The organism is Gluconobacter sphaericus NBRC 12467, from assembly GCF_006539125.1.
Taxonomy (GTDB): Bacteria; Pseudomonadota; Alphaproteobacteria; order Acetobacterales; family Acetobacteraceae; genus Gluconobacter; species Gluconobacter sphaericus.
On sequence record NZ_BJMK01000001.1, the window covers coordinates 202,390 to 226,509 of the forward strand.

General features: G+C 59.9%; 18 protein-coding genes and 1 tRNA gene. 13 read left to right on the forward strand and 6 right to left on the reverse strand.

Features of this window, described 5'->3' with window-relative positions:
* The first annotated feature begins 49 nt into the window (after positions 1-49).
* Together panC and ade are read left to right on the forward strand one after the other, a co-directional pair.
* Positions 50-877 carry a pantoate--beta-alanine ligase gene (gene panC / locus GSP01_RS00960; protein ID WP_141349723.1) on the forward strand — a complete coding sequence of 276 codons (828 nt, stop codon included), beginning with the start codon at positions 50-52 and terminating at the stop codon, positions 875-877.
* A gap of 58 nt (positions 878-935) precedes the next feature.
* Positions 936-2,633 carry an adenine deaminase gene (gene ade, locus GSP01_RS00965; RefSeq protein WP_141349725.1) on the forward strand — a complete coding sequence of 566 codons (1,698 nt, stop codon included), beginning with the start codon at positions 936-938 and terminating at the stop codon, positions 2,631-2,633.
* A gap of 1,112 nt (positions 2,634-3,745) precedes the next feature.
* On the opposite strand, the gene GSP01_RS00970 is transcribed toward ade, so the two are convergent.
* Both GSP01_RS00970 and GSP01_RS00975 read right to left on the reverse strand, forming a co-directional pair.
* A tRNA-Arg gene (locus tag GSP01_RS00970) sits at positions 3,746-3,822 on the reverse strand.
* 87 nt (positions 3,823-3,909) lie between these two features.
* Entirely contained in the window at positions 3,910-4,878 is a 969-nt protein-coding gene (locus GSP01_RS00975) for an alpha/beta hydrolase (protein WP_228123660.1), read from the reverse strand.
* Between the two features lie 117 nt (positions 4,879-4,995).
* Between GSP01_RS00975 and polA the strand changes: the two genes are divergently transcribed.
* Genes polA through GSP01_RS00995 form a run of 4 tightly spaced genes read left to right on the forward strand, consistent with a single transcriptional unit; the run spans position 4,996 to position 10,784 of the window.
* Positions 4,996-7,830, forward strand: a complete 2,835-nt coding sequence (gene polA / locus GSP01_RS00980; RefSeq protein WP_255320840.1) for a DNA polymerase I — start codon at positions 4,996-4,998, stop codon at positions 7,828-7,830.
* A 13-nt stretch (positions 7,831-7,843) separates the two neighbouring features.
* Positions 7,844-8,452 (forward strand): SCO family protein, encoded by a 609-nt coding sequence (locus GSP01_RS00985; RefSeq protein WP_141349727.1) that lies wholly within the window; start codon positions 7,844-7,846, stop codon positions 8,450-8,452.
* Positions 8,453-10,108 (forward strand): ABC transporter substrate-binding protein, encoded by a 1,656-nt coding sequence (locus tag GSP01_RS00990; RefSeq protein ID WP_141349729.1) that lies wholly within the window; start codon positions 8,453-8,455, stop codon positions 10,106-10,108.
* 31 nt (positions 10,109-10,139) lie between these two features.
* Positions 10,140-10,784, forward strand: a complete 645-nt coding sequence (locus GSP01_RS00995) for a hypothetical protein (RefSeq protein ID WP_141349731.1) — start codon at positions 10,140-10,142, stop codon at positions 10,782-10,784.
* 16 nt (positions 10,785-10,800) lie between these two features.
* On the opposite strand, the gene purD is transcribed toward GSP01_RS00995, so the two are convergent.
* Positions 10,801-12,030 (reverse strand): phosphoribosylamine--glycine ligase, encoded by a 1,230-nt coding sequence (gene purD, locus GSP01_RS01000; protein ID WP_141349733.1) that lies wholly within the window; start codon positions 12,028-12,030, stop codon positions 10,801-10,803.
* A gap of 66 nt (positions 12,031-12,096) precedes the next feature.
* Between purD and xseA the strand changes: the two genes are divergently transcribed.
* Both xseA and GSP01_RS01010 read left to right on the forward strand, forming a co-directional pair.
* Entirely contained in the window at positions 12,097-13,650 is a 1,554-nt protein-coding gene (gene xseA / locus GSP01_RS01005; protein ID WP_141349735.1) for an exodeoxyribonuclease VII large subunit, read from the forward strand.
* A 36-nt stretch (positions 13,651-13,686) separates the two neighbouring features.
* Positions 13,687-14,049 (forward strand): hypothetical protein, encoded by a 363-nt coding sequence (locus GSP01_RS01010; protein ID WP_141349737.1) that lies wholly within the window; start codon positions 13,687-13,689, stop codon positions 14,047-14,049.
* Positions 14,050-14,141: 92 nt separating this feature from the next.
* Here GSP01_RS01010 and GSP01_RS01015 read toward each other — a convergent pair whose 3' ends face one another.
* Positions 14,142-16,943, reverse strand: a complete 2,802-nt coding sequence (locus GSP01_RS01015) for an Rne/Rng family ribonuclease (protein ID WP_141349739.1) — start codon at positions 16,941-16,943, stop codon at positions 14,142-14,144.
* A gap of 555 nt (positions 16,944-17,498) precedes the next feature.
* Here GSP01_RS01015 and GSP01_RS01020 point away from each other — a divergent pair.
* The 3 genes from GSP01_RS01020 to GSP01_RS01030 all read left to right on the forward strand — a co-directional run bounded on the left by GSP01_RS01020 (position 17,499) and on the right by GSP01_RS01030 (position 21,034).
* A complete protein-coding gene (locus tag GSP01_RS01020; RefSeq protein WP_141349742.1) occupies positions 17,499-18,323 on the forward strand; it encodes an N-acetylmuramoyl-L-alanine amidase family protein in 825 nt (274 codons plus the stop codon).
* 209 nt (positions 18,324-18,532) lie between these two features.
* Entirely contained in the window at positions 18,533-20,104 is a 1,572-nt protein-coding gene (locus tag GSP01_RS01025) for a 2-isopropylmalate synthase (protein WP_141349744.1), read from the forward strand.
* Between the two features lie 162 nt (positions 20,105-20,266).
* Positions 20,267-21,034, forward strand: a complete 768-nt coding sequence (locus tag GSP01_RS01030; RefSeq protein WP_141349746.1) for a sulfite exporter TauE/SafE family protein — start codon at positions 20,267-20,269, stop codon at positions 21,032-21,034.
* Between the two features lie 25 nt (positions 21,035-21,059).
* Here GSP01_RS01030 and GSP01_RS01035 read toward each other — a convergent pair whose 3' ends face one another.
* Positions 21,060-21,527 carry a hypothetical protein gene (locus GSP01_RS01035; protein ID WP_141349748.1) on the reverse strand — a complete coding sequence of 156 codons (468 nt, stop codon included), beginning with the start codon at positions 21,525-21,527 and terminating at the stop codon, positions 21,060-21,062.
* 47 nt (positions 21,528-21,574) lie between these two features.
* Positions 21,575-21,829: a YMGG-like glycine zipper-containing protein gene (locus tag GSP01_RS01040; protein ID WP_141349750.1), complete on the reverse strand. Its 255-nt coding sequence runs from the start codon at positions 21,827-21,829 to the stop codon at positions 21,575-21,577.
* Between the two features lie 294 nt (positions 21,830-22,123).
* On the opposite strand from GSP01_RS01040, the gene GSP01_RS01045 reads away from it, so the two are divergent.
* Together GSP01_RS01045 and mreC are read left to right on the forward strand one after the other, a co-directional pair.
* The gene (locus GSP01_RS01045; RefSeq protein ID WP_141349752.1) at positions 22,124-23,173 is read left to right on the forward strand and encodes a rod shape-determining protein; all 1,050 of its coding nucleotides are present in this window, start codon (positions 22,124-22,126) and stop codon (positions 23,171-23,173) included.
* Between the two features lie 17 nt (positions 23,174-23,190).
* Complete coding sequence (gene mreC, locus GSP01_RS01050; RefSeq protein ID WP_141349754.1) at positions 23,191-24,120, forward strand: rod shape-determining protein MreC; 930 nt, start codon at positions 23,191-23,193, stop codon at positions 24,118-24,120.

Below are 24,120 nucleotides of genomic sequence, written 5' to 3' on the forward strand. Positions count from 1 at the left end.
GGGTTTGTCAGTCTCCGCGCCCCCAGTTCTGGTGGGAAAGGAACATGACATGCAGATTTTTGAAACAATCGGGGCGCTTCGTGCAGCACGGACGGCTTATCCAGCTCTCGGTTTCGTTCCGACCATGGGGTTTCTGCATGAAGGCCATCTCGGGCTGGTCCGGCGGGCTAAGGCGGAAAATGGCGCGGTGGCCGTCAGTATTTTCGTTAATCCGACGCAGTTCGGCCCGAACGAGGATTATGCCTCCTATCCGCGCGATCCCGAGCGCGATCTGGCGCTTTTGAAAGAGGCTGGGGCCGATCTGGTGTTTCTGCCAACGCCCGATGTGCTCTACCCGCCAGGTTCTGCCACCCGGATTGACGTTGGCGGCGTCGCGGAAGAACTCGAAGGTCAGTCCCGTCCCGGACATTTCTCCGGTGTGGCGACGGTGGTGACCAAACTGTTCAATATCGTTCAGCCGCAGCGGGCTTATTTCGGCCAGAAGGATGCCCAGCAATGTGCGGTGGTCCGGCGCTTCGTGGCAGATCTGGATATTCCGGTTGAAATCGTGGTCTGCGATATTGCGCGTGAATCGGACGGTCTGGCCCGCTCCAGCCGTAATGTGCGTCTGACATCTGGAAGCCGTCAGAAAGCGCCAGCGCTGTTTCAGGCTTTGCAGGGAGCTGCGCGGCTGTTCCGTAATGGCGAGCGTGATGTGGAGATTCTGGAAAATGCGATGCGCGCGGTCCTGATCGAAGCCGGGCTTCCGGATATCGATTATGCGACAGTTGTGAACGCAGACACGTTCTGCCGCGAACAGCCCTGTTCTAACAACGCGCTGGCGCTTCTGGCTGTGCGGGCCGGGGAGGTCCGGCTGATCGACAACATGCCTCTTTGAGTTGCTCACCCTTCATGCGGTATAAGCATGCACTGCTGACGTACGGAGGATTTCAGACATGCAGAAAACCATCATGCGTCGCGTGGCCCAGGGGCAGGGCCACGAACCCGCCGATCTGGTCATCCGCAATGTTCGGCTGCTCGATCTGGTCACGGGTGATCTTATTCCGACTGATATCGCTATCTGCGGCGACCGGATCGTCGGGACTTACGGTGAATACGAAGGTGTCCGGACGATCGATGGTGCAGGCCGGATCGCCGTGCCGGGCTTTATCGATACCCATCTACACGTCGAATCCTCTCTGGTGACACCGTTCGAGTTCGATCGTTGCGTTCTGCCGCATGGTGTGACGACGGCCATCTGCGATCCGCATGAAATGGCCAATGTGTTGGGGCGTGCGGCGTTCGACTACTTTTTGGCCGCTGCCGAGCGGACCATCATGGATCTGCGCGTCAACCTGTCGAGCTGTGTTCCAGCCACGTCCATGGAGACATCGGGCGCGGTTCTGAACGTGGATGATCTGGTGGCCTATCGGGACCATCCGAAAGTGATCGGTCTGGCCGAGTTCATGAACATTCCGGGCGTTTTGAATGGCGATCCCGGATGTGTGGACAAGCTGGCGGCTTTTGCAGGCGGTCATATTGACGGTCATGCACCACTCATGCGGGGCAAGCCCCTGAACGGCTATCTGGCAGCCGGTATTTCAACCGACCACGAAGCCACGGCTGCTGACGAAGCACTGGAAAAAGTTCGTAAGGGTATGACGGTCCTGATCCGGGAAGGATCGGTCTGCAAGGATCTTGAGGCGTTGGTACCGCTTCTGAACGTCGCGACTTCGCCGTTCTTTGCGTTCTGCACTGATGACCGCAATCCGCTCGAAATCGCCCATGAAGGCCATCTGGATTTCCTGATCCGCCGTGCCATTGAACTGGGTGTGGAGCCGCTGGCCGCATATCGGGCGGCCTCATTGTCTGCTGCCACAGCTTTTGGCCTAAAGGATCGTGGACAGATCGCGCCGGGCAAGCGTGCGGATATCGTCCTGCTTGATGATCTGGAGCGCTGTCAGGTTTCAGACGTCATTGCCGCCGGGCGCCTCGTGAATGATGCCTTGTTCGCAAGCCGCGAAATTGTGCCTCCGGTCGGATTGGAAAGCGTGAAGCTCTCCCGCCCCGTAACGGTGCAGGACATGGCTGTTGAAGGCAGCGGCAGAAACCGTGCTGTTATGGGGGTTATTCCTGGTCAGATCATCACGGATTTTTTGCGTCTGGACCTGCCTGAAGGCCATGGCCACGTTCCGCCTGATCCGGAACAGGATGTTGCCAAAGTCTGCGTCGTAGCGAGGCATGGGCATAACGACAATATCGGGCGTGGTTTCGTGCGGGGTTTTGGCCTGAAGGAAGGCGCGCTGGCGTCGTCTGTCGGGCATGACAGCCATAATATCTGCGTTGTTGGAACCAGCGACGCCGACATGGCCTGTGCGGTGAACCATCTGGAAAAAACCGGCGGTGGTTTTGTGGCGGTCCGTAATGGACAGGTGCTCGCAGATCTACGCCTCCCGGTCGCAGGCTTGATGAGCGATGCGCCTTACGAACAGGTCCGGGATGATCTGATTGTCCTGCGTAAGGCGGCGAGGACGATGGGTGTTGTTCTGGAAGAGCCGTTTCTGCAACTGGCCTTCCTGCCCCTACCCGTGATTCCTCATCTCAAGATCACGGATTTCGGGATGATTGATGTCAGGACGATGAGCTTCGTTTGAAGAATGGCTGCCTGAGGGCAGCCATTCACAAAGATAATACAGGTGAGACGTCTTAGGCGCGTATGGCTTGGGCGGATGTCTCATCTGCGTCTAGCAGACAGGGGGCCGTGTTGACGATCTGAACGTCGTTTCCGGTTGGTTCGTTATCACCTGGCGGCAGAGGGCGCAGAACTATTGGTCCATCGCAGGCTTGGGTGTTCCCGCTAATACTCGCCGGGCAGGTCCGTGTTCAGATGGGGGAAACGCCCCCCTCTCAGGTTGCGTGGGTAATAAGGTGACCGTAACAGCCGCGATTGTTTCAAGGCTGCCTGTTGGGAGCATCATTGCCCGAACCGGATCGCAATGGCGCCATCTGCTTGATGACTAGGGCAAGCGGAACAGCGTGTTCTGACACTATTGACGTTGGATAATGACGGGCGTGTTCGATGCAATGCCTCAAACCCTGGCTGACAAGATCGACAGTATGATGGTTCGGGCACATCATTTCGAGCGGCCCCTTCAATAAACTCAGGAACTGGCGGCGCATCGCCACCCTATATGACAAAGCCAAGGGATCATATTCTGGCTTCGTCAATCTCGCCTCAACGCTCCAGTAGATACCCTTTGTCCACGAAATCTAAGGATCGACATGGGAGGGGCAAAAGTGACGGTATCCATTCGTGGACGAATGACGAGAACGTCCGAAATGAAGCGCGCTGGCCGACTGGCATGCGGTAACGTCCGGCACTGGCCTTGCTGTTCCATACAGGTCAACGTCGAAGCAATTTTGTGAAAGTGGGGCCAAGTTCCGTAAGTGCGAGCGGTATCCATCTCCGTCAGCAGAAAACAGGCGCCGAGTTGGATCAGTGGAAGCCGAACAGGGCGGGGAGGTTCCTGACGATTGAGAAAGGCCGCGGCCCGAAGGCTCGCAGAAGCCGGTTGCACAACTCATCAGACCGACGCCATCACAGGTCATCGGAGCCTCAGAGAAGTTGCCTGCTACGTCCGTGTCGCCGTGCAGATGGAATTGGCACGTTCGGCGATGTTAAGGCTAAGACCCGCCCGTCAAACCTGTTCAGGAAGGTGTCAAAGACGCAGAGTAATTGGCGGAATATAGCGATTTCTGAGATCAGTGGTGGACCTGACGCGATTCGAACGCGTGACCTTTGCCTTCGGAGGGCAACGCTCTATCCAGCTGAGCTACAGGTCCATGCGCCTTCAGATAACTGCTTCGGCGACAGATTGCCAGCCCTCTTTTTTGAAAGTTCTGTCGTTCGGACATACGGCTGGCAGAAGGTCACGGAAAAGTCTGCGTCTGGGCGGTGGCCTGCCATGCGCTGGCAGCGATATCACCGCCTGATGGCAGGAAGTGGTCGGGGTCTGTTAACCATGAGACGGCATCCTGTGCCGCCCCCCGGTGGTCCCGGCTGAGAAGGTGGTGTGCGTCGGGTAGTTCGTCGATCCGGGTGTCGGGGGGCAGTTTGCGCAGCAGGCGTGCAGTGAAGGGTGGCAGGACGAACTGGTCACGGCCACCAAAAATGATGAGCAGCGGGGTCCGGGCCTGGGGCGCGGCTTTGTAGGCAGTCTGCATCAGCAGGGTTAAGCCATAGAGCGGATGGATTGTTGAACTGTGCAAGGTGAGGGGATCGAAATACATCCGCCGCAGGGCCTTGATGTTGTCGCTTGCAACCCGGTGACCAGGAACGGCCGAACCGTCCAGCTTCCAGTTTGGGGCCAGGAGATCAAGAGTGCCCAGAATGCTCTCCCAGGGCTGGCCGATATCGAGCGCCGCAGGGGCAAGCAGGATCGTGCTGTTGATATGGGGCGTGTCTGTCGCGGCCAGCAGCAGGGCTATGGCGCCGCCCATGCTTTCTCCCATGATGTGAATGGGTGTGTCGGGATAGCGAGTGTGCAGCCAGAGCACCTGTTCGCGAGCGTCCTGCACCAGTCTTGCCGTGCTGCTCCATTCACCCCGGTCGGCAGTTTCTCCAAAGCCGCGGATGTCCGGCGCGACGAGTGTAAAGCCCTGGGCTGTGAAGACCGGTGCGGCGAACTCCCAGGCATCCCGGCTGTCGCCGTAACCGTGCAGGGCCAGGATGATGCCACGGAGGCTGGGTGTGAGGGCCGGATACAGTCGGAGGGGAATATGGGCGCCATCCGACATGTCGAGTGTGAGTGTCGGGGAGATGAGAGCCGTTTCCTGTGCTGTCGGATGCAGGTCTGGAATATGAGGTGCCGTGCAGCCCTGTAGCGCTAGCGGAGACATCAGGCAGAGCAGTCCGAAGGAAAGACGTCTGAGGCGGTTTGAAACGGAGGGGAATGAGCCTATCATCACGAATGATTTTAGAACGTCCGCTCCTTCGGGGCGAGAAGGGAGACATTCGTGCAGCCAGAAAAGTCTGATCTGGGAAAGCCTGTTTCGGGAAAGCCCCATCTGGTCCTGATCGACGGATCTGGTTTCATCTTCCGCGCCTTCCATGCTCTGCCGCCGATGAGCAGCCCGCAGGGCGTTCCGGTCAATGCGGTGTATGGCTTTACGAATATGCTCACGCGTCTGCTGCGGGATCATGTGGGCACGCATCTGGCCGTGATTTTCGACGCCGGCCGTGTGACGTTCCGCAACGAGATCTATCCACAGTATAAGGCGCACCGTCCGGAAGCACCGGAGGACCTGCGCCCGCAGTTCGGTTTGATCCGTGATGCCACGGCCGCCTTTAATGTACCGTCGATCGAGCTTGAGGGCTGGGAGGCAGATGATCTGCTCGCCGCCTATGCCAAGGCGGTCGTTGAGGAGGGCGGATGTTGCACCATCATTTCGTCAGATAAGGACCTGATGCAACTCGTGCGTCCCGGCGTTGAGTTGATGGACCCTATGAAGCAGAAGTCGATCCGCGAAGCCGAGGTCGAGGCCAAGTTCGGTGTCCGTCCCGATCAGGTCGTGGATGTGCAGGCGCTGATGGGGGATTCGACGGACAATGTCCCCGGCGTGCCCGGTATCGGTCCAAAGGGCGCGGCACAGCTCGTGAATGAGTACGGCACGCTGGAGCAGATTCTCGCTGCCGCACCGGGCATGAAAGCGTCCAAACGGCGCGACAACCTGATCGAACATGCCGATGCCGCGCGTATGTCACGCAAGCTGGTGCTGCTGGACGACAACGCGCCGATGCCGCAGCCGATCAGCGAACTCGCTTGCCGTGAGCCCGTACGCGAGACCCTGCGGGACTGGCTGGAAGAAATGGGATTCCATTCCACCATCCAGCGGATGGGGCTGGGTCTGGCCGCAAAGCCGCGTTCGTTCACGCGCCAGATCGTCCGGCCTGACGACAAGGCAGCGGAACGGGACGACGCTGCGACAATCGCGATCCCTGATGCACCTTATGGTCCCTACGAGACCGTGACGGATATTGACACGCTGGACCGCTGGATTGCGGATGCGCGGGCCGCAGGCGTGGTGGCCGTCGATACCGAGACGGATAGTCTCAACGCGCGGCAGGCCAATATGGTTGGGCTGTCGCTGTCGGTCGCGCCGGGGAAGGCGTGTTATGTGCCGTTCCTGCATGAAGTGACGCGTGATCTGCTGGAAGAGGCTCCGGCAGATGAGCCCGTCAGTTGCCAGCTTGATCGTGCTGAGGCGCTGGAGCATCTGGGGCCGCTGCTGCGTGATGCGTCCGTCCTGAAAGTGTTTCAGAATGCGAAATACGATCTGACCGTTTTTCGCGGCGCAGGCATCTCCGAGATCACGCCCATCGATGACACGATGCTGATTTCCTACGCCCAGTCGGCCGGTGAGCACGGGCAGGGGATGGACGAACTTTCCGAACTGCATCTGGGTCACACGCCCATCACTTATGATTCTGTAACGGGAACGGGCCGCAAGCGCATTCCCTTCGCACAGGTCGCGATTGACGCGGCGACGGCTTATGCCGCCGAGGATGCGGATGTCACGTTGCGTCTGTGGCAGGTGCTGCACCCGCAGTTGCGGACCCGTCAGGCACTGGCGCTGTATGAAGAAATCGAACGTCCGCTTATCCAGATCCTGACAGATATGGAAGATGCCGGCATCAAGGTGGACGCCACAGAACTGCGCCGCATGTCCGTCGATTTTGCCGAACGCATGGGAGCGATCGAGCAGGAGATCCATGAACAGGTTGGGCGAAGCTTCAATGTCGGTTCTCCCAAGCAGCTTGGTGAAATCCTGTTCGACGAAATGGGTCTTCCTGGCGGAAAGCGGACGAAAAGCGGAAGCTGGGGTACGGATTCCGGGGTTCTGGAATCACTGGCCGAGCAGGGGCATGACCTGCCGCGCAAAATTCTGGAGTGGCGCCAACTCGCTAAGCTGAAATCGACCTATGCCGATGCGCTGGTCCAGCAGATGGATCAGGACACGCAGCGGGTCCACACGTCCTTCCAGATGGCGATCACTACGACGGGCCGTCTGTCGTCCAACGAGCCGAATCTTCAGAACATCCCCATCCGTACAGAAGAAGGTGCACGCATCCGTAAGGCGTTCGTTGCCGCTCCCGGTTGCGTTCTGCTGTCGGCGGATTACAGCCAGATCGAATTGCGCCTTCTGGCTCATGTTGCACAGATCGAACCGCTGCTCGAAGCGTTCCGTCTGGGTCAGGACATTCATGCCCGTACGGCGTCCGAAGTGTTCGGTATTCCGCTCGAAGGCATGGACCCGCTGACCCGTCGCCGGGCCAAGGCCATCAATTTCGGCATTATTTACGGCATTTCGGCCTTCGGTCTGGCGCAGCAACTCCAGATTTCTCCGGGTGAAGCACGCTCCTATATCGATGCCTATTTCGCTCGCTATCCCGGCATCCGTGCCTATATGGAGCGGACCAAGGAAGAGGCGAAGAAGCACGGCTATGTCACCACGCCGTTTGGGCGTCGTTGCTATGTGCCAGGCATTGCCGAAAAGAACGGTGCCCGTCGCGCCTATGCGGAGCGTCAGGCCATCAATGCCCCGCTTCAGGGCGGTGCGGCGGATATTATCAAGCGTGCCATGGTCCATTTGGCGCGGCGTTTGCCCGAAACGGGGCTGAAAGCGAAAATGGTTCTTCAGGTGCACGATGAACTGCTCTTCGAAGTTGAAGAGCAGGATGCGAAGGCACTGGCGGAGTTTGTCCGCACAGAAATGGAAGGGGCCGCCAAACTCGACGTGGCCCTTGAAGTAGAAACCGGTATCGGCCCCAGCTGGGCTGACGCACATTAAAGACAGGAAGGTCATGCAGACCAATCATGAACGCCGCAAGAAGGTCGGCAATCGCATCATCTGGGGCGTTCTCGCCGTGGCGGTCGTTCTGGGATATGTCGGCTTCCATCTGGCGTCTAACGGTGGGCCGGGTCTGCTGGTCCAGTCCAACGGTAACGAGGTGGGCGGCAGCTTCCGTCTTGATTCGCTCGGCGAGAGCACCGTCACCGAAGGCGATTTCCATAACAGCTGGATGCTGGTCTGGTTCTTCGACGCCAACTGCCCCGAGGAAAAGTGCAAGCCCGTGTTGAAGAGCATGGAACAGGCGCTGGTCACGCTCCGGGCCGAGGGTATCCATGTCTCGCCGCTGGCTGTCTCCCTCAATCCGTTCGACGAGGCTGACCCGCTCAAGGAATATGTCCTGCCCGTCGCACCCCACGTCATGCCGTTCACGGCTACGCCGAATATGATCAAGGCCATGACGGCCGAATATCATGCGCCGCTCCAGAAGGAGGGGGACCATTTCGTTCCTGCGCCGCAGATCGTCATTATGGACCCGAATGCGCGTTATGCCGGCACTATTCCAGCTGATGGCAACGCAGATGCTCTGATTGCGCGTCTGCGTGAACTGGCGAAACGCTGAATGAAGCGGGGGGCTGCGCTTCTCGCGGCGGGGTTGTTTCTGGGACTGGGGGCTTTTCCGGCACTTGCCGAAGAGCAGACATCGCCTGACTGGAATGGCATCACGCTTGGCAGTCCTCATCGCGGAGGCACGCTGCATCTGACGGCTGATGGTCCGGGCGGGACGCTGGATCCGCAGATAAATTACGGCACCCAGTACATGCAGGTGTTCGTCAACATGTACGATCCGCTGCTGACCTTTCGTCTGGCGCGGGGAACAGCGGGGCTGGAGGTCGTGCCGGATCTAGCCGACGCCATGCCGCAGATCAGTCCGGATGGCCTGACATGGCGCCTGCATCTGCGGCCGGGACTGCATTTTTCCGATGGTGCGCCCGTGCGAGTGGAAGACGTGGTGGCGTCTTTTCGACGGATCTATCGCGCCGGAAGCCCAACTGCCGCCTCATTCTATGGCGGTATCGCAGGTGCTGCCGACTGTCTGGAAAAGCCTGACCGCTGCATGCTACCTGGCGTTGAGGGGCATCCGGAAACCGGCGAGATCGTCTTTCATCTGACAAAGCCGGACGGCGAATTCCTCTACAAACTGGCATTCCCTCATGCGGTGATCCTGCCCGCCGCAACGCCTGCACACGACATGGGTGGAACGACCGTCCCCGGAACCGGGCCGTATCGCATCACGCAGTACGATCCGGGACACGGGATGGTTCTGGAGCGCAATTCGTACTTCCACGTCTGGAACCCCCAGGCCCAGACGGACGGTTTTGTGGACCGGATTGAATATGATTTCGGGCTGTCGGACGAGGCACAGGTTACAGCGGTTGAGCAGGGGCGGTATGATTGGATGCTGGACGCCAAGCCTGCCGATCGGCTGGGAGAGCTAGGCGCGAATTACACGTCCCAGGTCCATATCGAGCAGCTTCTGGGCTTGTATTATCTGGCGATGAATACACGTGAAAAACCCTTCACGGACGTGCGTGTGCGCCGGGCGGTCAGCATGGCTGTCAACCGCCATGCTATGACGATCCTGTTCGGGGGCAGCGCGATTTCCGAACCTTTGTGCCAGATGGTGCCGCATGGAATTCCGGGTGCCGATCTGGGACTGGACTGTCCGCAGGATCTGGAGGGCGCACGTCGTCTGATCCATGAAGCTGGAGCGGACGGTGCCTCCGTCACGCTGGTCGTTCCCAACCGGGCTATGGAGCTCGGGATGGGCACGTATTTACGCAATGCCCTGCAAGCCGCAGGGCTGAACGCCCAGCTTCGCCCGATCACGGCGGGTCTTGCAGAATCCTACGAGCAGAATACCGCCAATCATGTCCAGATCGCGCTGTCCTACTGGTTCGCGGATTACCCGTCTGCCTCAACTTTTCTGGACGATCTGTTCGGTTGCGACAATTATCACCCCAACGCCGCCGTCTCCCCGAACTTCACGGGGTTCTGCGACCAGCACGTCCAGTCCCTGTTCGATCTGGCCAAGGTTCAGACAGATCCGACCAAAGCAGCCCCGATCTGGCAGGAGGCCGGACGCGCCATCATGGAACAGATGCCCGGCGCTCCTATGATCCAGATGCGCACCGTCGATTTCGTCTCGAAACGGCTGGGAAATTACTATTCAACGCTTCTGAATCACATGCTGTTTTCACATGTCTGGGTGCAGTGATGCTGTGAAAGATAAGGATATCAATGATGTCATGGCGATTATTCAGGACATTGTCATGGATGAGAAGGCTACACCCAATGCGGAAACGGCTTTCGATGAGTATTTTCCAATCATCATTGGCATAATGACTTTCGTTGCCATGCTGCTCATGGCTCTTGCCCGCTCTTTTCCATCGTCCGGACTTACGGCCATTCTAGGATGGACTGCGCTGCTGATTTTACTGCTCGCGGTTTTTGTGGTCGGAATCATGCTGCTCCGACTTGTCAGAGCGACCCTGGAGATGGAGCGGAATTATGGGGCGAAGGTCTGGGAAACTGTCAGACAGCGCAGTCAGTCGGATCAGGACTATCTGCGCCGTATGCTCCGGTGTGCCCCCGATGCTGTGCGTTTCTGCGCAGATTTATGGGCGCGCGAGCAGTCCGCACGCAAGGAACGCAGAGCCATGCTCGTAGGAGAAGTCCGAAAAAGAGGTCTGGCTCCATTGTGGCTGTCTGCAATGGCGGCTGGTATTACCATCTTTAGATTTGTTGAGATGCCATACCGTTTCTGGGTGCTGATTGTTCCGGTCAGTCTCGCTATCTGGTCGTTTATGGAAGCCGTTGTCAGCGCCCGGGAAGCGGGGATCGAGCGTGCTGTAGGGCTTTTGGCGCTTGCGCGGGACATGCAGGAGGACTGAGCCTCCTGCCACGAAATTACAGCCCGATATCGCTGCGGAAGATCTTGTCCGCCCACTGGATCGCAGACGCGCCTTCATAGGCCAGCTTCCGGGCTTCTTCCGGCGTCACGGCCTTCGCGCAGACCGTCAGCACACGTCCGCCATCGGCGACCAGAACACCATCGACCAGCTTCGTCCCAGCATGGAAAACCGAGACGCCTGGAACAGCCTCTGCGCGTTCGATCCCACTGATGCGGCCACCCTTTTTCGGGGTGTCCGGATAGCCGTCCGCTGCCAACACCAGTGAGATTGAATGTTCGTCCGAAAACTCTGCGGCGGCGTTTTCCAGATTGCCCTTCGCCAGTGCTGCTAGGATTGGCAGCAGGTCCGATTTCAGTCGGATGAGCAGGGCCTGCGCTTCCGGGTCTCCGAAGCGGACATTGTATTCGATCAGCTTCGGCCCTTCGGCCGTCAGCATCAACCCGGCGAAGATAACGCCACGGAACGGCGTGCCGCGTCGGAGCATCTCGGCCAGCATTGGGCGGACCATGATGTCGAGGGCTTTTTCCTGCATCTCACGCCCGAAAGCGGGGGGCGGGGAAATCGCTCCCATGCCGCCCGTGTTCGGGCCGGTATCGCCATCGCCGAGGCGTTTGTGATCGCGTGCGGCACCGATGAGTACGGCCTTGTCGTCCGAGCAGAACGCGAAGAGCGAGACTTCCTCGCCGACCAGGCACTCCTCGATCACGAGCGGCATGCCGAGCCTGCGAATGGCGTCTTCAGCCTCTTCAACGCTCTGGGCGACGACCACGCCCTTGCCGCCAGCCAGACCATCCGCCTTGATGACGATCGGTGCGCCACGACGACGAACGAACTCGATAGCCGGCGCTTCGTCTTCAAACTGCTCCCAGCGTGCGGTTGGAATGCCGGCTGCGTCTGCCACGTCCTTTGTAAACGCCTTGCTGCCTTCCAGTAGGGCCGCGGCCTTCGTCGGACCCGCGCACGGAATGCCAGCCTCGGCGCAGGCATCCGCCAAGCCGGCGACCAATGGCGCTTCCGGACCGGGTACGATCAGATCGATCTGCTGTTCCTGTGCGAACTGCACCAGCCCTGCGACATCGTCGGCCTTCAGCGGAACGAGCGTTGCAACAGATGCCATGCCAGGATTGCCCGGTGCCGCATACAGGGCAGTCAGGCCCGGTGAGCGCGCAAGACATGTAGCGAGGGCATGTTCACGCCCTCCGGATCCGACTAGCAAAACGCGCATTCCGCTTATCCTTTATTATGCAATCGTGGGCTTCGTTTGACGGCGTGCGTAGCATAGACTGGCGGCATGATGGAGAGTGATGGCGCATCGATCCGCGGGAATGTTCCGCAATATTCGGTTTCCGAGATTTCCGGGGCGATCAAACGCACGCTGGAGAGCGGATTCGGGCGCGTGCGCGTGCGTGGCGAGATCACGGAGCTTAAGCGCTATCCGTCCGGGCATATTTATCTTTCGCTCAAGGATGAAGGTGGCAAGATTGCGGGTGTGATCTGGCGCGGGAGTGTCTCGCGCCTCGGCATGGCGCCAGAGAATGGCAATGAGGTCATCGCGACCGGCCGTGTCTCGGCCTATGGCGAGCGCTCCAGCTATCAGCTTGTCATTGACCGTATGGAGTTCGCGGGCGAGGGCGCACTTCTCGCCAATATCGAGCGCCTGCGTCGCAAGTTGCTCGAAGAGGGTCTCTTCGATCCCGAGCGCAAGAAAGCCATTCCGTTTCTGCCGTCTCTGGTGGGTGTCATCACGTCGCGTTCCGGCGCAGTGCTGCATGATATCATGACGACAATCAGTCGTCGTTTTCCGCGTGACGTTCTGCTCTGGCCGGTGCCGGTACAGGGAGAAGGCGCGGCAGCCCAGATTGCTGCCGCCATCGAAGGCATGTCCGTCCGACGTCCCCGCACGCCGGATGTTTTGATCGTCGCGCGTGGCGGTGGGTCTCTTGAAGACCTGATGGCTTTTAATGACGAACGCGTCCTTCGCGCTGTTGCTGCCTGTCCTGTGCCGGTCATTTCCGCAGTCGGGCATGAAACTGATACGACGTTGATCGATCTCGTGTCGGACCGTCGCGCGCCCACTCCAACCGCCGCCGCTGAAATGGCCGTGCCCCTGCGCTCGGAAATGGTCGCGGACATGGCGCATCGTAATGCGCGTCTGACGGGTGCGCTCACCCGGGTTATCCAGACGGCCCGCGCGCGACTGGATCAGGCCGCTGCCCGTCTGCCTGATCTGCCCGGCCTGCTGGATTCCGCACGGATGCGTCTGGATGATCGTGGCCAGCGGCTCGATCTGGCGCTTCCGTCCTTTGTGATGCGCATCCGCAACCGGCTGGATGCGCCGGGGATGCATCTGCCATCGCCGGAGCTTCTGATCGGACGCAGCCATACGCGGTTGCAGGCTTTGCGTTTGCCTGCGCCCGAAGTTCTCGTCAGCCGTGCCCGTGCGCGCCTGACGGCACCCGCGACGCATCTTCCCAGTCCACAACTCCTGATCGAACGCCGCCGCGCTGCCCTTTGGAGCGTGTCGGGTGGACTGGATACGGCCTGGCAGCGTTCGCTCCAGAATTTTCAGCTCCGAACCGAGCGCCAACGCCTGTCGCCGGACGTTCTTAGGAGTGCCATTCGTCTCCAGCTGGCTCGGATTCAGGGACTGGGCAGCCATCTTGAGGCAGTCTCACCTCGAGCTATTCTCAGCCGGGGCTACGTCCTCGTGCAGGATGTGAACGGACAACCCGTCACCAGTGCGGAGGCCCGTCCTGTTGCGGATCGCGTCGTTCTGTCTTTCGCTGATGGTGATCGTGGGGCAAGACTGGACAGTCTGTCGCCGCAGGGCGATCTTGGACTGTAAATCTTCCATCCACCCGATCTGTGATCCGGAGTCTGCATGCGTTCGTTCTGGTTGAGTCTTGTTGCCCTGCCGCTGCTTGCAGCCTGTGCCCAGCAGCCGACGGCGCCAGCGCGTCCTGCGGGCTCGTCTCCGACGCAGGCCAAAATCCCGCCGCAGGACTTTGCGCCGGGCCTGGCCGAGGAGACGTCTGAAGACGGCAAGAAGAAGCTGTTCAATGATCCTTCAGCCCCGTTGGATACGCCGCTCTGTGGCACGGCGCTGCAGGAGCAGGCGCAGGCGGGGGCAGCGATCTATCCTCAGAGTGTGGCGAGCACGAGTTCCTGCCCGCGCAATGCCTGTTTCCAGCCGCTAACCGGGACTTATATTGCTGCAACCGGCGCACAGAGCGTCTGCCGCTAAAGCAGGCTTTAGGGTTTATTAGGGACAAAAGAAAAAAGGCCGGTGGGGATATCCCTACCGGCCTTTTTTTGTTCGCGGAACGCGCTGACGGATCAGCGCTTCCACCAGCCGGCACGACGCTTCGTCGGCGCGACTTCATCGATGTTCACCGGCTGAAGGATATTCCCTTCCTCGGTGGTTTGGGTTTCAACGGGCTTGGCCTTCGGTGTACGACGGGCGCGGGTGCGCTTCGGCTTGGCGGCTTCTTCAGAAACAGTCTCTGCGGAAGTCGCAGCGGCGTCCGCGGTGGGCTCAGCCGGGGCTTCAGCCTCGACGGGCTGAGCCTTCGGCGTCCGGCGTGTCCGGGTCCGACGCGGCTTGGGAGCCTCTTCGGCCACAGGCTCTTCTGAAGTCAAAGCGGTTTCTGTCGCCGGGGCTTCTTCCGTAACGGTCTCGGCCGGAGTGGCTTCCACAGCCTTGGCGCGGGTCGGACGACGTCCGCGGCCACGACGGGGCTTGGCGGTTTCCTCGACTGCTGGTTCTTCCACGACGATGGGCGTTGCAGCAGCCGGGACATGCTCGATCACGATTTCCGTGGGCGTGCTGATCCCAGTCTGAAGGGCTTCGGTCGTCCCTTCAAGTTCGGCCTGCTCGATCACGTCGAAGATGTCGAAGCTGCCACCGAACGGATCGGCAGGCGTCGGACCCGTATAGCGACGCGGTGCCGGACGTTCCTCGCGCTCTTCACGACGATGCTGGGTACGGGCCGGGGCAGGTGCGCTCGAACGGTTGGTTACTGCCTGGCGTGTCGGGGCGACGTCACGGACCTCGGATACGGGCTGTGCAGCCGTATCGTCAGAGCCTTCAGTGTCCTTGAGGACACGCTTGAAGCGGGTACGGCGACGGCCCGGGATAATACCGTTTTCGTCAGCGGCTTCGGGAGCGGGGATCTCGCGCGTTTCAGCCTTGGGAACATCCTGCTCCTGGCTGTATTCCGCTGCCGGGACGTCACCGTTCTGCTCGCGACGGCCCCCACGACGGCGGCGGCGGCGGCGGCGGCGGCCTCCGTTGCTTTCCTCCTCGCTCTCGGATGTCGTTACGTCTTTGATGATCTCGGCGTCGACAACAGGCGTTTCCGTCCGCACGACGACAGGCGCTTCTTCTTCGATGATCTCGATCGTACGGACATGCTCCGGTGCGCGTTCCGGCGCACGGATCTGGGCGGGAGCCGGGGTCTGGGCCTGAAGGCGCTCGATGCGCATATCAGCCGCAGCCAGGTTCTCCTCCGTGCAGAAAATCACCTGCATGCGGTGATGGCGCTCGATATCCGCCAGCCAAGAGCGCTTGTGATTGAGAATGTAAAGCGCGATGTCCGAGCCTACATGCACCTCGATTTCGGACGAACGCTGGCGTGCGCCTTCCTCGTCAATGGCGCGCAGGACGTGTAGGGCCGAGCTCTCGGTGCCACGGATGAAGCCGGTGCCCTGACAGTGCGGGCAGGGTGTCAGTACAGATTCCGCAATGGACGGACGCAGGCGCTGACGGGACATTTCGAGCAGGCCGAAATGGGAGATATGCCCGACCTGAATGCGTGCGCGATCGGAGCGCAGAGCCTCCTTGAGGCGCTTCTCAACCTGCGCGTTGTGGCGGCGGCTTTCCATGTCGATGAAATCGATCACGACCAGACCGGCCAGATCGCGCAGGCGCAGCTGACGGGCGACTTCCTCGGCTGCTTCGAGGTTCGTGCGCAGTGCCGTTTCCTCGATGTTGCGCTGGGAGGTGGATTTGCCGGAGTTTACGTCGATGGCGACGAGGGCTTCGGTCTGGTTAATGACCAGATAGCCACCCGACGGCAGACGCGCCGTCGGCGAGAACATCGCGTCCAGATGGCCTTCGACATTGTAGCGTGCGAACAGGCTCTGGCCGCGGTTCTGCCAGAGCTTCACTTTGTTGGCATTGCTCGGCATCAACAGGCGCATGAACTCGCGTGCGCTTTTCCAGGCTGCTTCGCCATCCACGAGGATGTCTTCGATGTCCTTGGAAAACAGATCACGGATAACGCGCTTGATGAGGCTTGCCTCCTCATAGACCAGCGTCGGCGCGACTGAAGATAGCGCGTGGGAGCGGATGTCGTCCCAGAGCTGAAGCAGATATTCGCAGTCGCGCGTCACTTCCTGCGCCGGGCGTCCGGCGCCAGCGGTGCGGACGATCATTGCCATGGACTTTGGCAGGTCCAGCTCTGCAATCACGTCCCGCAGACGGCGGCGATCAGCATCGGATGTAATCTTGCGTGAGACGCCACCGCCACGCAGGGCGTTCGGCATCAGGACACAATAGCGACCGGCAAGGGAGATGTAGGTGGTCAGGGCCGCGCCCTTGTTGCCGCGCTCTTCCTTGACGACCTGCACCAGAAGCACCTGACGGCGGCGGATGACTTCCTGAATCTTGTAGTTGCGCAGGAAACGGGCCGTGCGGCGCGATGCTACGCTTTCCTCGCCCGTATCGTGCTCGCCCCCGACAGTCTCGGGAGCACGACGGTCCTGATTGTCGCCGTCTTCGCTGTCCGTGGCCTCTTCGGTAACCGTTTCGGTCTCGCCATCATCGGAAGACTCGCCGCGTTCGGCAATTTCTTCTTCCTGGAGCGCGATGAGCTTCTCGCGATCTGCGACAGGAATTTGGAAATAGTCGGGGTGGATTTCGCTGAAGGCGAGGAAGCCGTGGCGGTTGCCGCCGTATTCGACGAAAGCAGCCTGAAGGCTCGGCTCTACGCGAATGACCTTGGCAAGATAGATATTGCCCTTGAGCTGCTTCTTGGTCGATGTCTCGACGTCGTAATCTTCGACGCGGTCACCATCCATGACCACAACACGCGTTTCTTCCGCGTGCGTGGTGTCGATGAGCATACGCTTGGTCATGGAAAACTGAACTCCATGACGCTCCACAATGGCTGCCTTGGCCGGGCGGAGAGTCAGATTGTGTGAGGTTGTGGGAACGGCGCAGCCCGAACGCACAGCGGCGGGACACGTTGGGTCCCGTTCCGGTGAGGTCGTTTGCTGCAAGCACGTTGAGTGACATTCGTCCCCTGAACAGACGGCCGGTCCAGAGGCTGGAGCCGGATGAAAAACCTGATCCGGACGGGCAGCTGGCCAGTACCGAGATCCATAAGATCGCCAGTTCGATCCGGTCAGGACAGGGTACGGAGGGCTAGTCGCGCATCTGTCAAACGACGGGACGTCGTGGCGGGGACAAGAAAAGGCGGGAGCGGTACGGGAAGGCGTGATCCCGTGTCCGGTCGGACCGCACTTTACAGGCCCCTGTCACGCAGGATGACTGAAACAGCCTTCCGTGGCAAGCGTGGCGTTTTTCATTTGTCCGTGCGCTGTTTTCCGGGCGCTTTCTGCCATGTTCCTGACAGGGTTTAGTGTTGTATAATCGCCCCGTCATTCACCGCTGGACACTGGGAGCAAGGGATGCTGACGCGACGCGCACTGGTAAGTGGTCTCTCAGGGCTACCGTTGCTGACGCCTGTCGCGGCATTCGGACGCCATTCGCTGCATAGGAAACTGCCTGCTCCCGCCGTGCATCGCGGTGCCGCACCTCCGAAACCGCTCGTCATGCTGGATCCCGGTCACGGCGGAAAAGACCCCGGCGCTATTGGAGTTTCCGGTACTTATGAAAAGCATATCGCCGAAGCTGCAGCCTCCGAACTGAGTCGCCAGCTTCTGGCTTCGGGCCAGTATCGCGTTGCTATGACCCGTTCCGAAGACCGCTTCATTCCGCTTGAAGGACGTGTCGAACTGGCGCAGCGCCATCAGGCACATCTCTTTATTTCCATGCATGCCGATGCCCTGCATGACAGGGATGTGCGTGGTGCGAGTGTCTACACACTGTCCAGCGGGGCCTCGGATGCGCAGACTGCCTCTCTGGCGCGGACGGAAAACAGTGCGGATCGCTTCGCCGGTCCGGCCTTTCACGGTATGTCGCCGGATGTCCAGCAGATCCTGGCCAGCCTTGTTTCCGAAGAGACGCGTCGGGGATCGGCTCATATGGCGGCCAGTGTGGTCAATTCGTTCCGAAACAGGATCGGCCTCCTGACCCATCCGTCACGTCATGCGGCGTTCGTAGTTTTGAAATCATCCGAAATTCCATCGGTGCTGGTCGAGATGGGGTTCATGTCCAACCGGCTGGATGAAGCGGCGCTGCGTCAGGCCGTGCACCGCACGCAGGTAGCCAGTGCCATGAAAACTGCTATAGACCGTTATTTCGCAACGCATTCCGGCATTATGACCGGCTGACCCGTTTTGTGCGCGGGGGAGACTTTATGATCATGCGGGTTGCGCATGGCGCAAGAATCGGTCATTTAACGCAACCATGACGTTTCTTTCGATCCTCTCGCTTCGACTTATCGGCCCCTGAACGCCTTATTCTAGGCGGACAGCGCTCCGTTGCGTTCAGGGGATAACAGACCGAAAGCCACCCTGAACCAGACGAGACGATCTCCATCATGACTTTCCATCACCCGTCCTTCGGCACCATCGCCGACAACCGCGTCATTATTTTCGACACTACGCTGCGTGACGGCGAACAGTCTCCCGGCTTTTCGATGAACCTCGAAGAGAAGCTCCGTATGGCCCATGCGCTGAGCGCTCTGGGCGTGGATGTGATTGAAGCCGGGTTTCCCGTGGCGTCTGAAGGTGATTTCGAGAGTGTGCGCCGGATTGCCGAAGATGTCCGTGGATCGGTGATCTGCGGTCTGGCTCGCAGTGGTGGCAAGCGCGATATCGAATCTTGTGGCGAGGCCCTGAAAAAAGCCGAGCGACCGCGGATTCACAACTTCATTTCCACGTCTCCGCTGCACATGAAATACAAGCTGCGTATGGAGCCGGAAACCGTTCTGGAAATCATCGCGTCCGGTAATCAGAAGGCACGTCAGTATACGGATGACGTGGAATGGTCGGCCGAGGACGGTTCGCGGACTGATCCGGACTTCCTGTGCCGCTGCGTGGAAGTGGCGATCCGTAACGGCGCCAACACGATCAATATCCCCGATACGGTCGGTTTCGCCACGCCTGAAGAAATGCGCGCAATCTTCACTATGCTGCGCGAGCGTGTGCCGGGTGCGGATCAGGTGATTTTCTCCGCACATAACCATAACGACCTGGGTCTCGGCGTCGCGAATACGCTGGCGTCCGTCGAAGGTGGGGCACGCCAGATTGAATGCACCATCAACGGCATCGGCGAGCGTGCAGGCAATGCAGCGCTTGAAGAAATCGTCATGGCGCTGCGCACGCGTCACGACCAGTATGGCAAGACGACCGGTATTGAGACGACGAAGCTGCTGGGTATGTCTCGTATGCTGGCTACGATCACGGGCTTTGACGTACAACCGAACAAGGCGATCGTCGGTCGCAATGCTTTCGCACATGAAAGCGGCATCCATCAGGACGGTATTCTGAAAAACGCCGCGACCTACGAGATCATGACGCCGGAGAGCGTGGGCTGGAACAAGACATCACTTGTCATGGGCAAGCATTCCGGCCGTGCGGCCTTCCGAGATAAGCTGGCGCAGCTCGGCTATCCGCCTCTGGAAGATGAGGCCCTGAATGCCGCATTCGCGCGCTTTAAGGATCTGGCCGACAGCAAGAAGGTCATATTCGATGATGATATCCGTGCGCTCGTCGATGACGAGAGCCGCGATCACGAGCGCGTCCATCTGATTTCGCTGGAACTGGCGTCCGGCACGAAGCAGAAATCCCATGCCAAGCTTGAAATCAGTGTCGATGGCGCCATCCAGTATGCGGCTGTAAGCGGCAACGGACCGGTCGATGCAGCCTTCCGCGCTATTGGGGAAGCATTCCCGCATACGGCCGAACTGGCACTGTTTTCGGTCGCTAACGTTACCGAAGGCACCGATGCGCAGGCTCGCACCACGGTGCGCCTGCAGGAAAACGGTAAGCTCGTGGACGGGCAGGGCGCCGATGCCGATACGGTGGTGTCCGCCGTTCGCGCCTATATCCATGCGCTGAACAAGCTGTTGACCAAGCGTGAGCGGACGGAGCCGGAAGCGCTGTCCTGATTCACGGGAGCAGGGTGTTTCACGAAACAGGTATGCAGCGAGACTTGCATACCTGTTTTTTTTGTCACGGATAAAAACAACTAAAACTAATAGTTTATATAAGAAGTAGACAAATATAGCACTATCTGTATTGTTATCTTGTCTGTAGAATAAGGGACCGTAATGCCGCATTCATGGCTCTATACGCTTTCAGGACTGCTGGTCGGTTTTCTGGTGGGAATGACCGGTGTAGGTGGCGGTTCTCTGATGACGCCGCTGCTAATCCTGCTTTTCGGCGTCAAACCGCAATCGGCCGTGGGGACGGATCTTCTCTATGCCGCCATCACCAAGATTTTTGGAACGGTCCTTAATCGTCATCATGGTGTTGTACGTTGGAGAATAGTGTTTCTGCAGATGGTCGGCAGCCTTCCTGCAGGCCTCCTGTGTCTGATTTTCCTGCGTCACTTCGGCCCGAGTCCGTTTGTCTCGAAGCTGATTACCGAAGTCCTGGGCGTGGCTCTCCTGCTGACGGTTCCTGCCATCCTGTTCAAACCATGGTTGCAGAAATGGTCCATTGGTGCGGGAACGCTACGCCCCAAGACAGTGGATGTGTTGACGGTTTTTCTTGGTGTCGTGCTGGGCACGCTGGTGACGCTGTCGTCGGTAGGGGCAGGAGCCATCGGCATGGCGGCACTGACAGTGCTTTATCCACGGGTCAGCACGCGGGAACTCGTGGCGACGGATATAGCCCATGCTGTTCCGCTTGCGCTTCTGGCTGGTGGCGGGCACTGGCTTCAGGGCGCGGTTGATAGCGTTGTGCTGGTGGAGCTGCTCATAGGGTCCATTCCAGGCATCCTGCTTGGGACGCTGCTGGCTGGACGGCTGCCGGAGGGTGCGCAGAGATGGTTTCTGGGCATCCTCCTGGCGATCATCGGTCTGAGAATGATCTGAGGCCGATGATTTCAGGCGTCAGATCTCAGTAACCGTAACCGCCCTGATAGTTCTGGGCCGGCTGCTGCTGATAACCACCTTGCTGTGAGTATCCGCTGTTGGTCGGATACTGGCAGTTTGTGTTAGGTGGGCACTGGTACTGTGGCTGCATGTACTGGCCCCGCTGCTGCGGATAGGCGCCCTGCTGGCCGTTGTAATACCCCTGCTGCTGGCCATTGGCATAGCCGCTCTGATAGCTGGGGCGGTTGGGCGTGGTGACCGCACCTGCACCGGCGCCCAGAACGCCGCCAGCCAGTGCGCCGATCGCCGCACCGCGGCCACCGCCAGCGAGAGCGCCGATCGCAGCGCCCGCTCCGCCGCCCAGAAGGCCGCCCCCCAGTGCGCGTGAGCCAGGATCATAGTTTCCCTGACATCCACCCAGAGCCATGACTGTGGCGAATGCTCCGACCAGCGCTGTACCGCGCAGGGCGGAGTGGGAAAAAGCGGTCCTCATAGTCCGAATCCTTGATCGTCTCTAACGGAATGAGTGATGCTTATAGCTCAATATCCGTTGCGCGGGCGATTGGGCGTTGTCGCCGCACCTACTGCAGCCCCCGTGCCGCCTCCGGCAAGGGCGCCGATGAGGGCGCCGCGTCCGCCGCCAGCAAGCGCCCCGATTGCTGCGCCGCCGCCTGCACCAATAAGGGCGCCCGAGCCTGCGCGGGCCCCGCTGTCATAAGGGTTGCCACAGCCGGTGAGGGCAACGCCGCAAAGGGCAAGAGCCGCCAGAAAGCGGGGTGTTGTGAAAGTCTTCATGACAAATATCCTCATTTGACATTCCGGTCCGCGTGCCAGTGACCGGTGCGCGGACCGGTTTTGCGGATCTAGACACACAGAACGTGACGGAAGGGTGGCAGGATCAGGGCGCACGATTATTTTTTTCGATGTCTCCTGATGGGATCTGTACGATCCATTAAGATCGGTCGCATTATATTGCGTCTTCGGGCCTTGCTGAACCTGCGTCGTCTGGTTAAGTCCACCCGCGGGGAACCGCCCCGCAATCACGATCCGCCATCTGTCCCCCGCACAGAGCCGCGTCAGGAGTTTTGGATGTTTTCTCGTCTGCTGGGTCTCATGTCTGCCGACATGGCCATCGACCTCGGCACTGCCAATACGCTCGTTTATGTCAAGGGTCGCGGCATTGTTCTCGATGAGCCCTCCGTTGTGGCAATCGCCGAGGTTCGGGGTAAGAAACAGGTGCTTGCGGTTGGTAATGAAGCCAAGCAGATGGTAGGCCGTACGCCGGGAAACATCTCGGCCATCCGCCCGCTTCGTGACGGCGTGATCGCAGATTTCGAAGTTGCGGAAGAAATGATCAAACATTTCATCCGCAAGGTTCACAACCGCCGTGCGTTTGCCAGTCCGCAGATCATCATCTGCGTGCCCTCGGGTGCCACGGCCGTCGAGCGCCGCGCCATTCAGGAAAGTGCGGAGAGCGCGGGCGCGCGCAAGGTGATGCTCATTGAGGAGCCAATGGCGGCAGCCATTGGTGCGGGCCTGCCGGTCACGGAGCCTTCGGGCAGCATGATCGTGGATATTGGCGGTGGTACGACCGAAGTTGCGGTCATTTCCCTCGGCGGCATCGTCTATGCCCGTTCGGCGCGCGTGGGCGGAGACAAGATGGACGAAGCCATCATCTCCTATATCCGCAAGACCTATAATCTTCTGGTTGGCGAAAGCTCGGCCGAGCGGATCAAGATCGAACTCGGTTCCGCCATGATGCCGGACGATCCTGCCAACCCGGACGGTCCGCTGACAGAGATCAAGGGCCGCGACCTTATCAATGGTGTGCCGCGTGAAGTGGTCGTCAGCCAGGCTCAGATCGCCGAGAGTCTGGCCGAACCCGTGATGCAGATCGTTGATGCCGTGACGACCGCGCTTGAAAACACGCCGCCCGAACTGGCCGCCGATATTGTGGACAAGGGCATCGTTCTTTCCGGTGGCGGTGCGCTTCTGTATCGTCTGGACGAGGTGCTGCGTCTCTATACCGGCCTGCCCGTGACGGTTGCGGAAAACGCGCTGTCGTGTGTCGCGCTCGGAACTGGGCGGGCGCTTGAGGAAATGCGTCGTCTGCGAAGTGTTTTGAGCAGCATGTACTGAGGACTGTCTGACGCCGGATGCTGTCCATCCATGCCCGGCAGGTGCTTGCAAAGGCCGTCCTGCCTATCCTGATCCTGCTGGCGGTGGGGCTCGTCCTTCTCGGACTGGTTCGTCGTCCAGCCGTTGATGGAGTGCGTCTGATGGCGACGGATTTCATGGCGCCAGCCTATCATGGTCTGGTCTGGCCACAGGAGCGGGTTAAGGTCTGGCTGATGGATCTGCGCGGTGCGACGGATCTGGCGAAGGAAAATGCCCGTCTGCGGGACGAAAACCGTGCCCTGCGCCACTGGTATGATGTTGCCGTGGCACTTGCAGCAGAAAATGGCCGCCTCAAGAAAAGCCTGCACTGGATCCCGGAGACGGTGCCCCAATATGTGACCGGTCGGGTAACGCGCGATGATGGCGGACCGTATTCCCGCGCGGTCCTGCTGGATGTCGGAAGCGGTCATGACGTGCGGATCGGGGATGTCGCGCTGGATGCCGCCGGGCTGCTGGGGCGCGTCACGGAAGTCGGACCTCATACGGTCCGCGTCCTGATGATCAATGACGATGCGAGCCGCATTCCCGTGACGCTCGGGAGTTCGCATCGCGATGCGATCATGGCTGGTGATGACACGGCGTCCCCACGCCTGATCTTCTATCCGCAGGATCATCATCCCGTTGAAGGTGAGCGTGTCGAGACCCGTGGCCAGAGTACGATGCCGGCTGGACTGCCGGTGGGCACGGTCCATTACAGCGCGCCTAACCGGCCGGTGGTGGTGCCGGATGCGGATCTGGACCGGCTGGATATCGTTCGCGTGTTCGATTACGGCGATGACGACTCGCAGGCTCCGGATGCTCCTGGTCGTGTGCGCGTGAAGAAGCTGCCGCAAAATCCGCTGACCGGTCCTCTGCCGTTCTCATGGCTGCCCAACCTGCCTGACATGCCGGGTAGGGGAGGCCAGTAA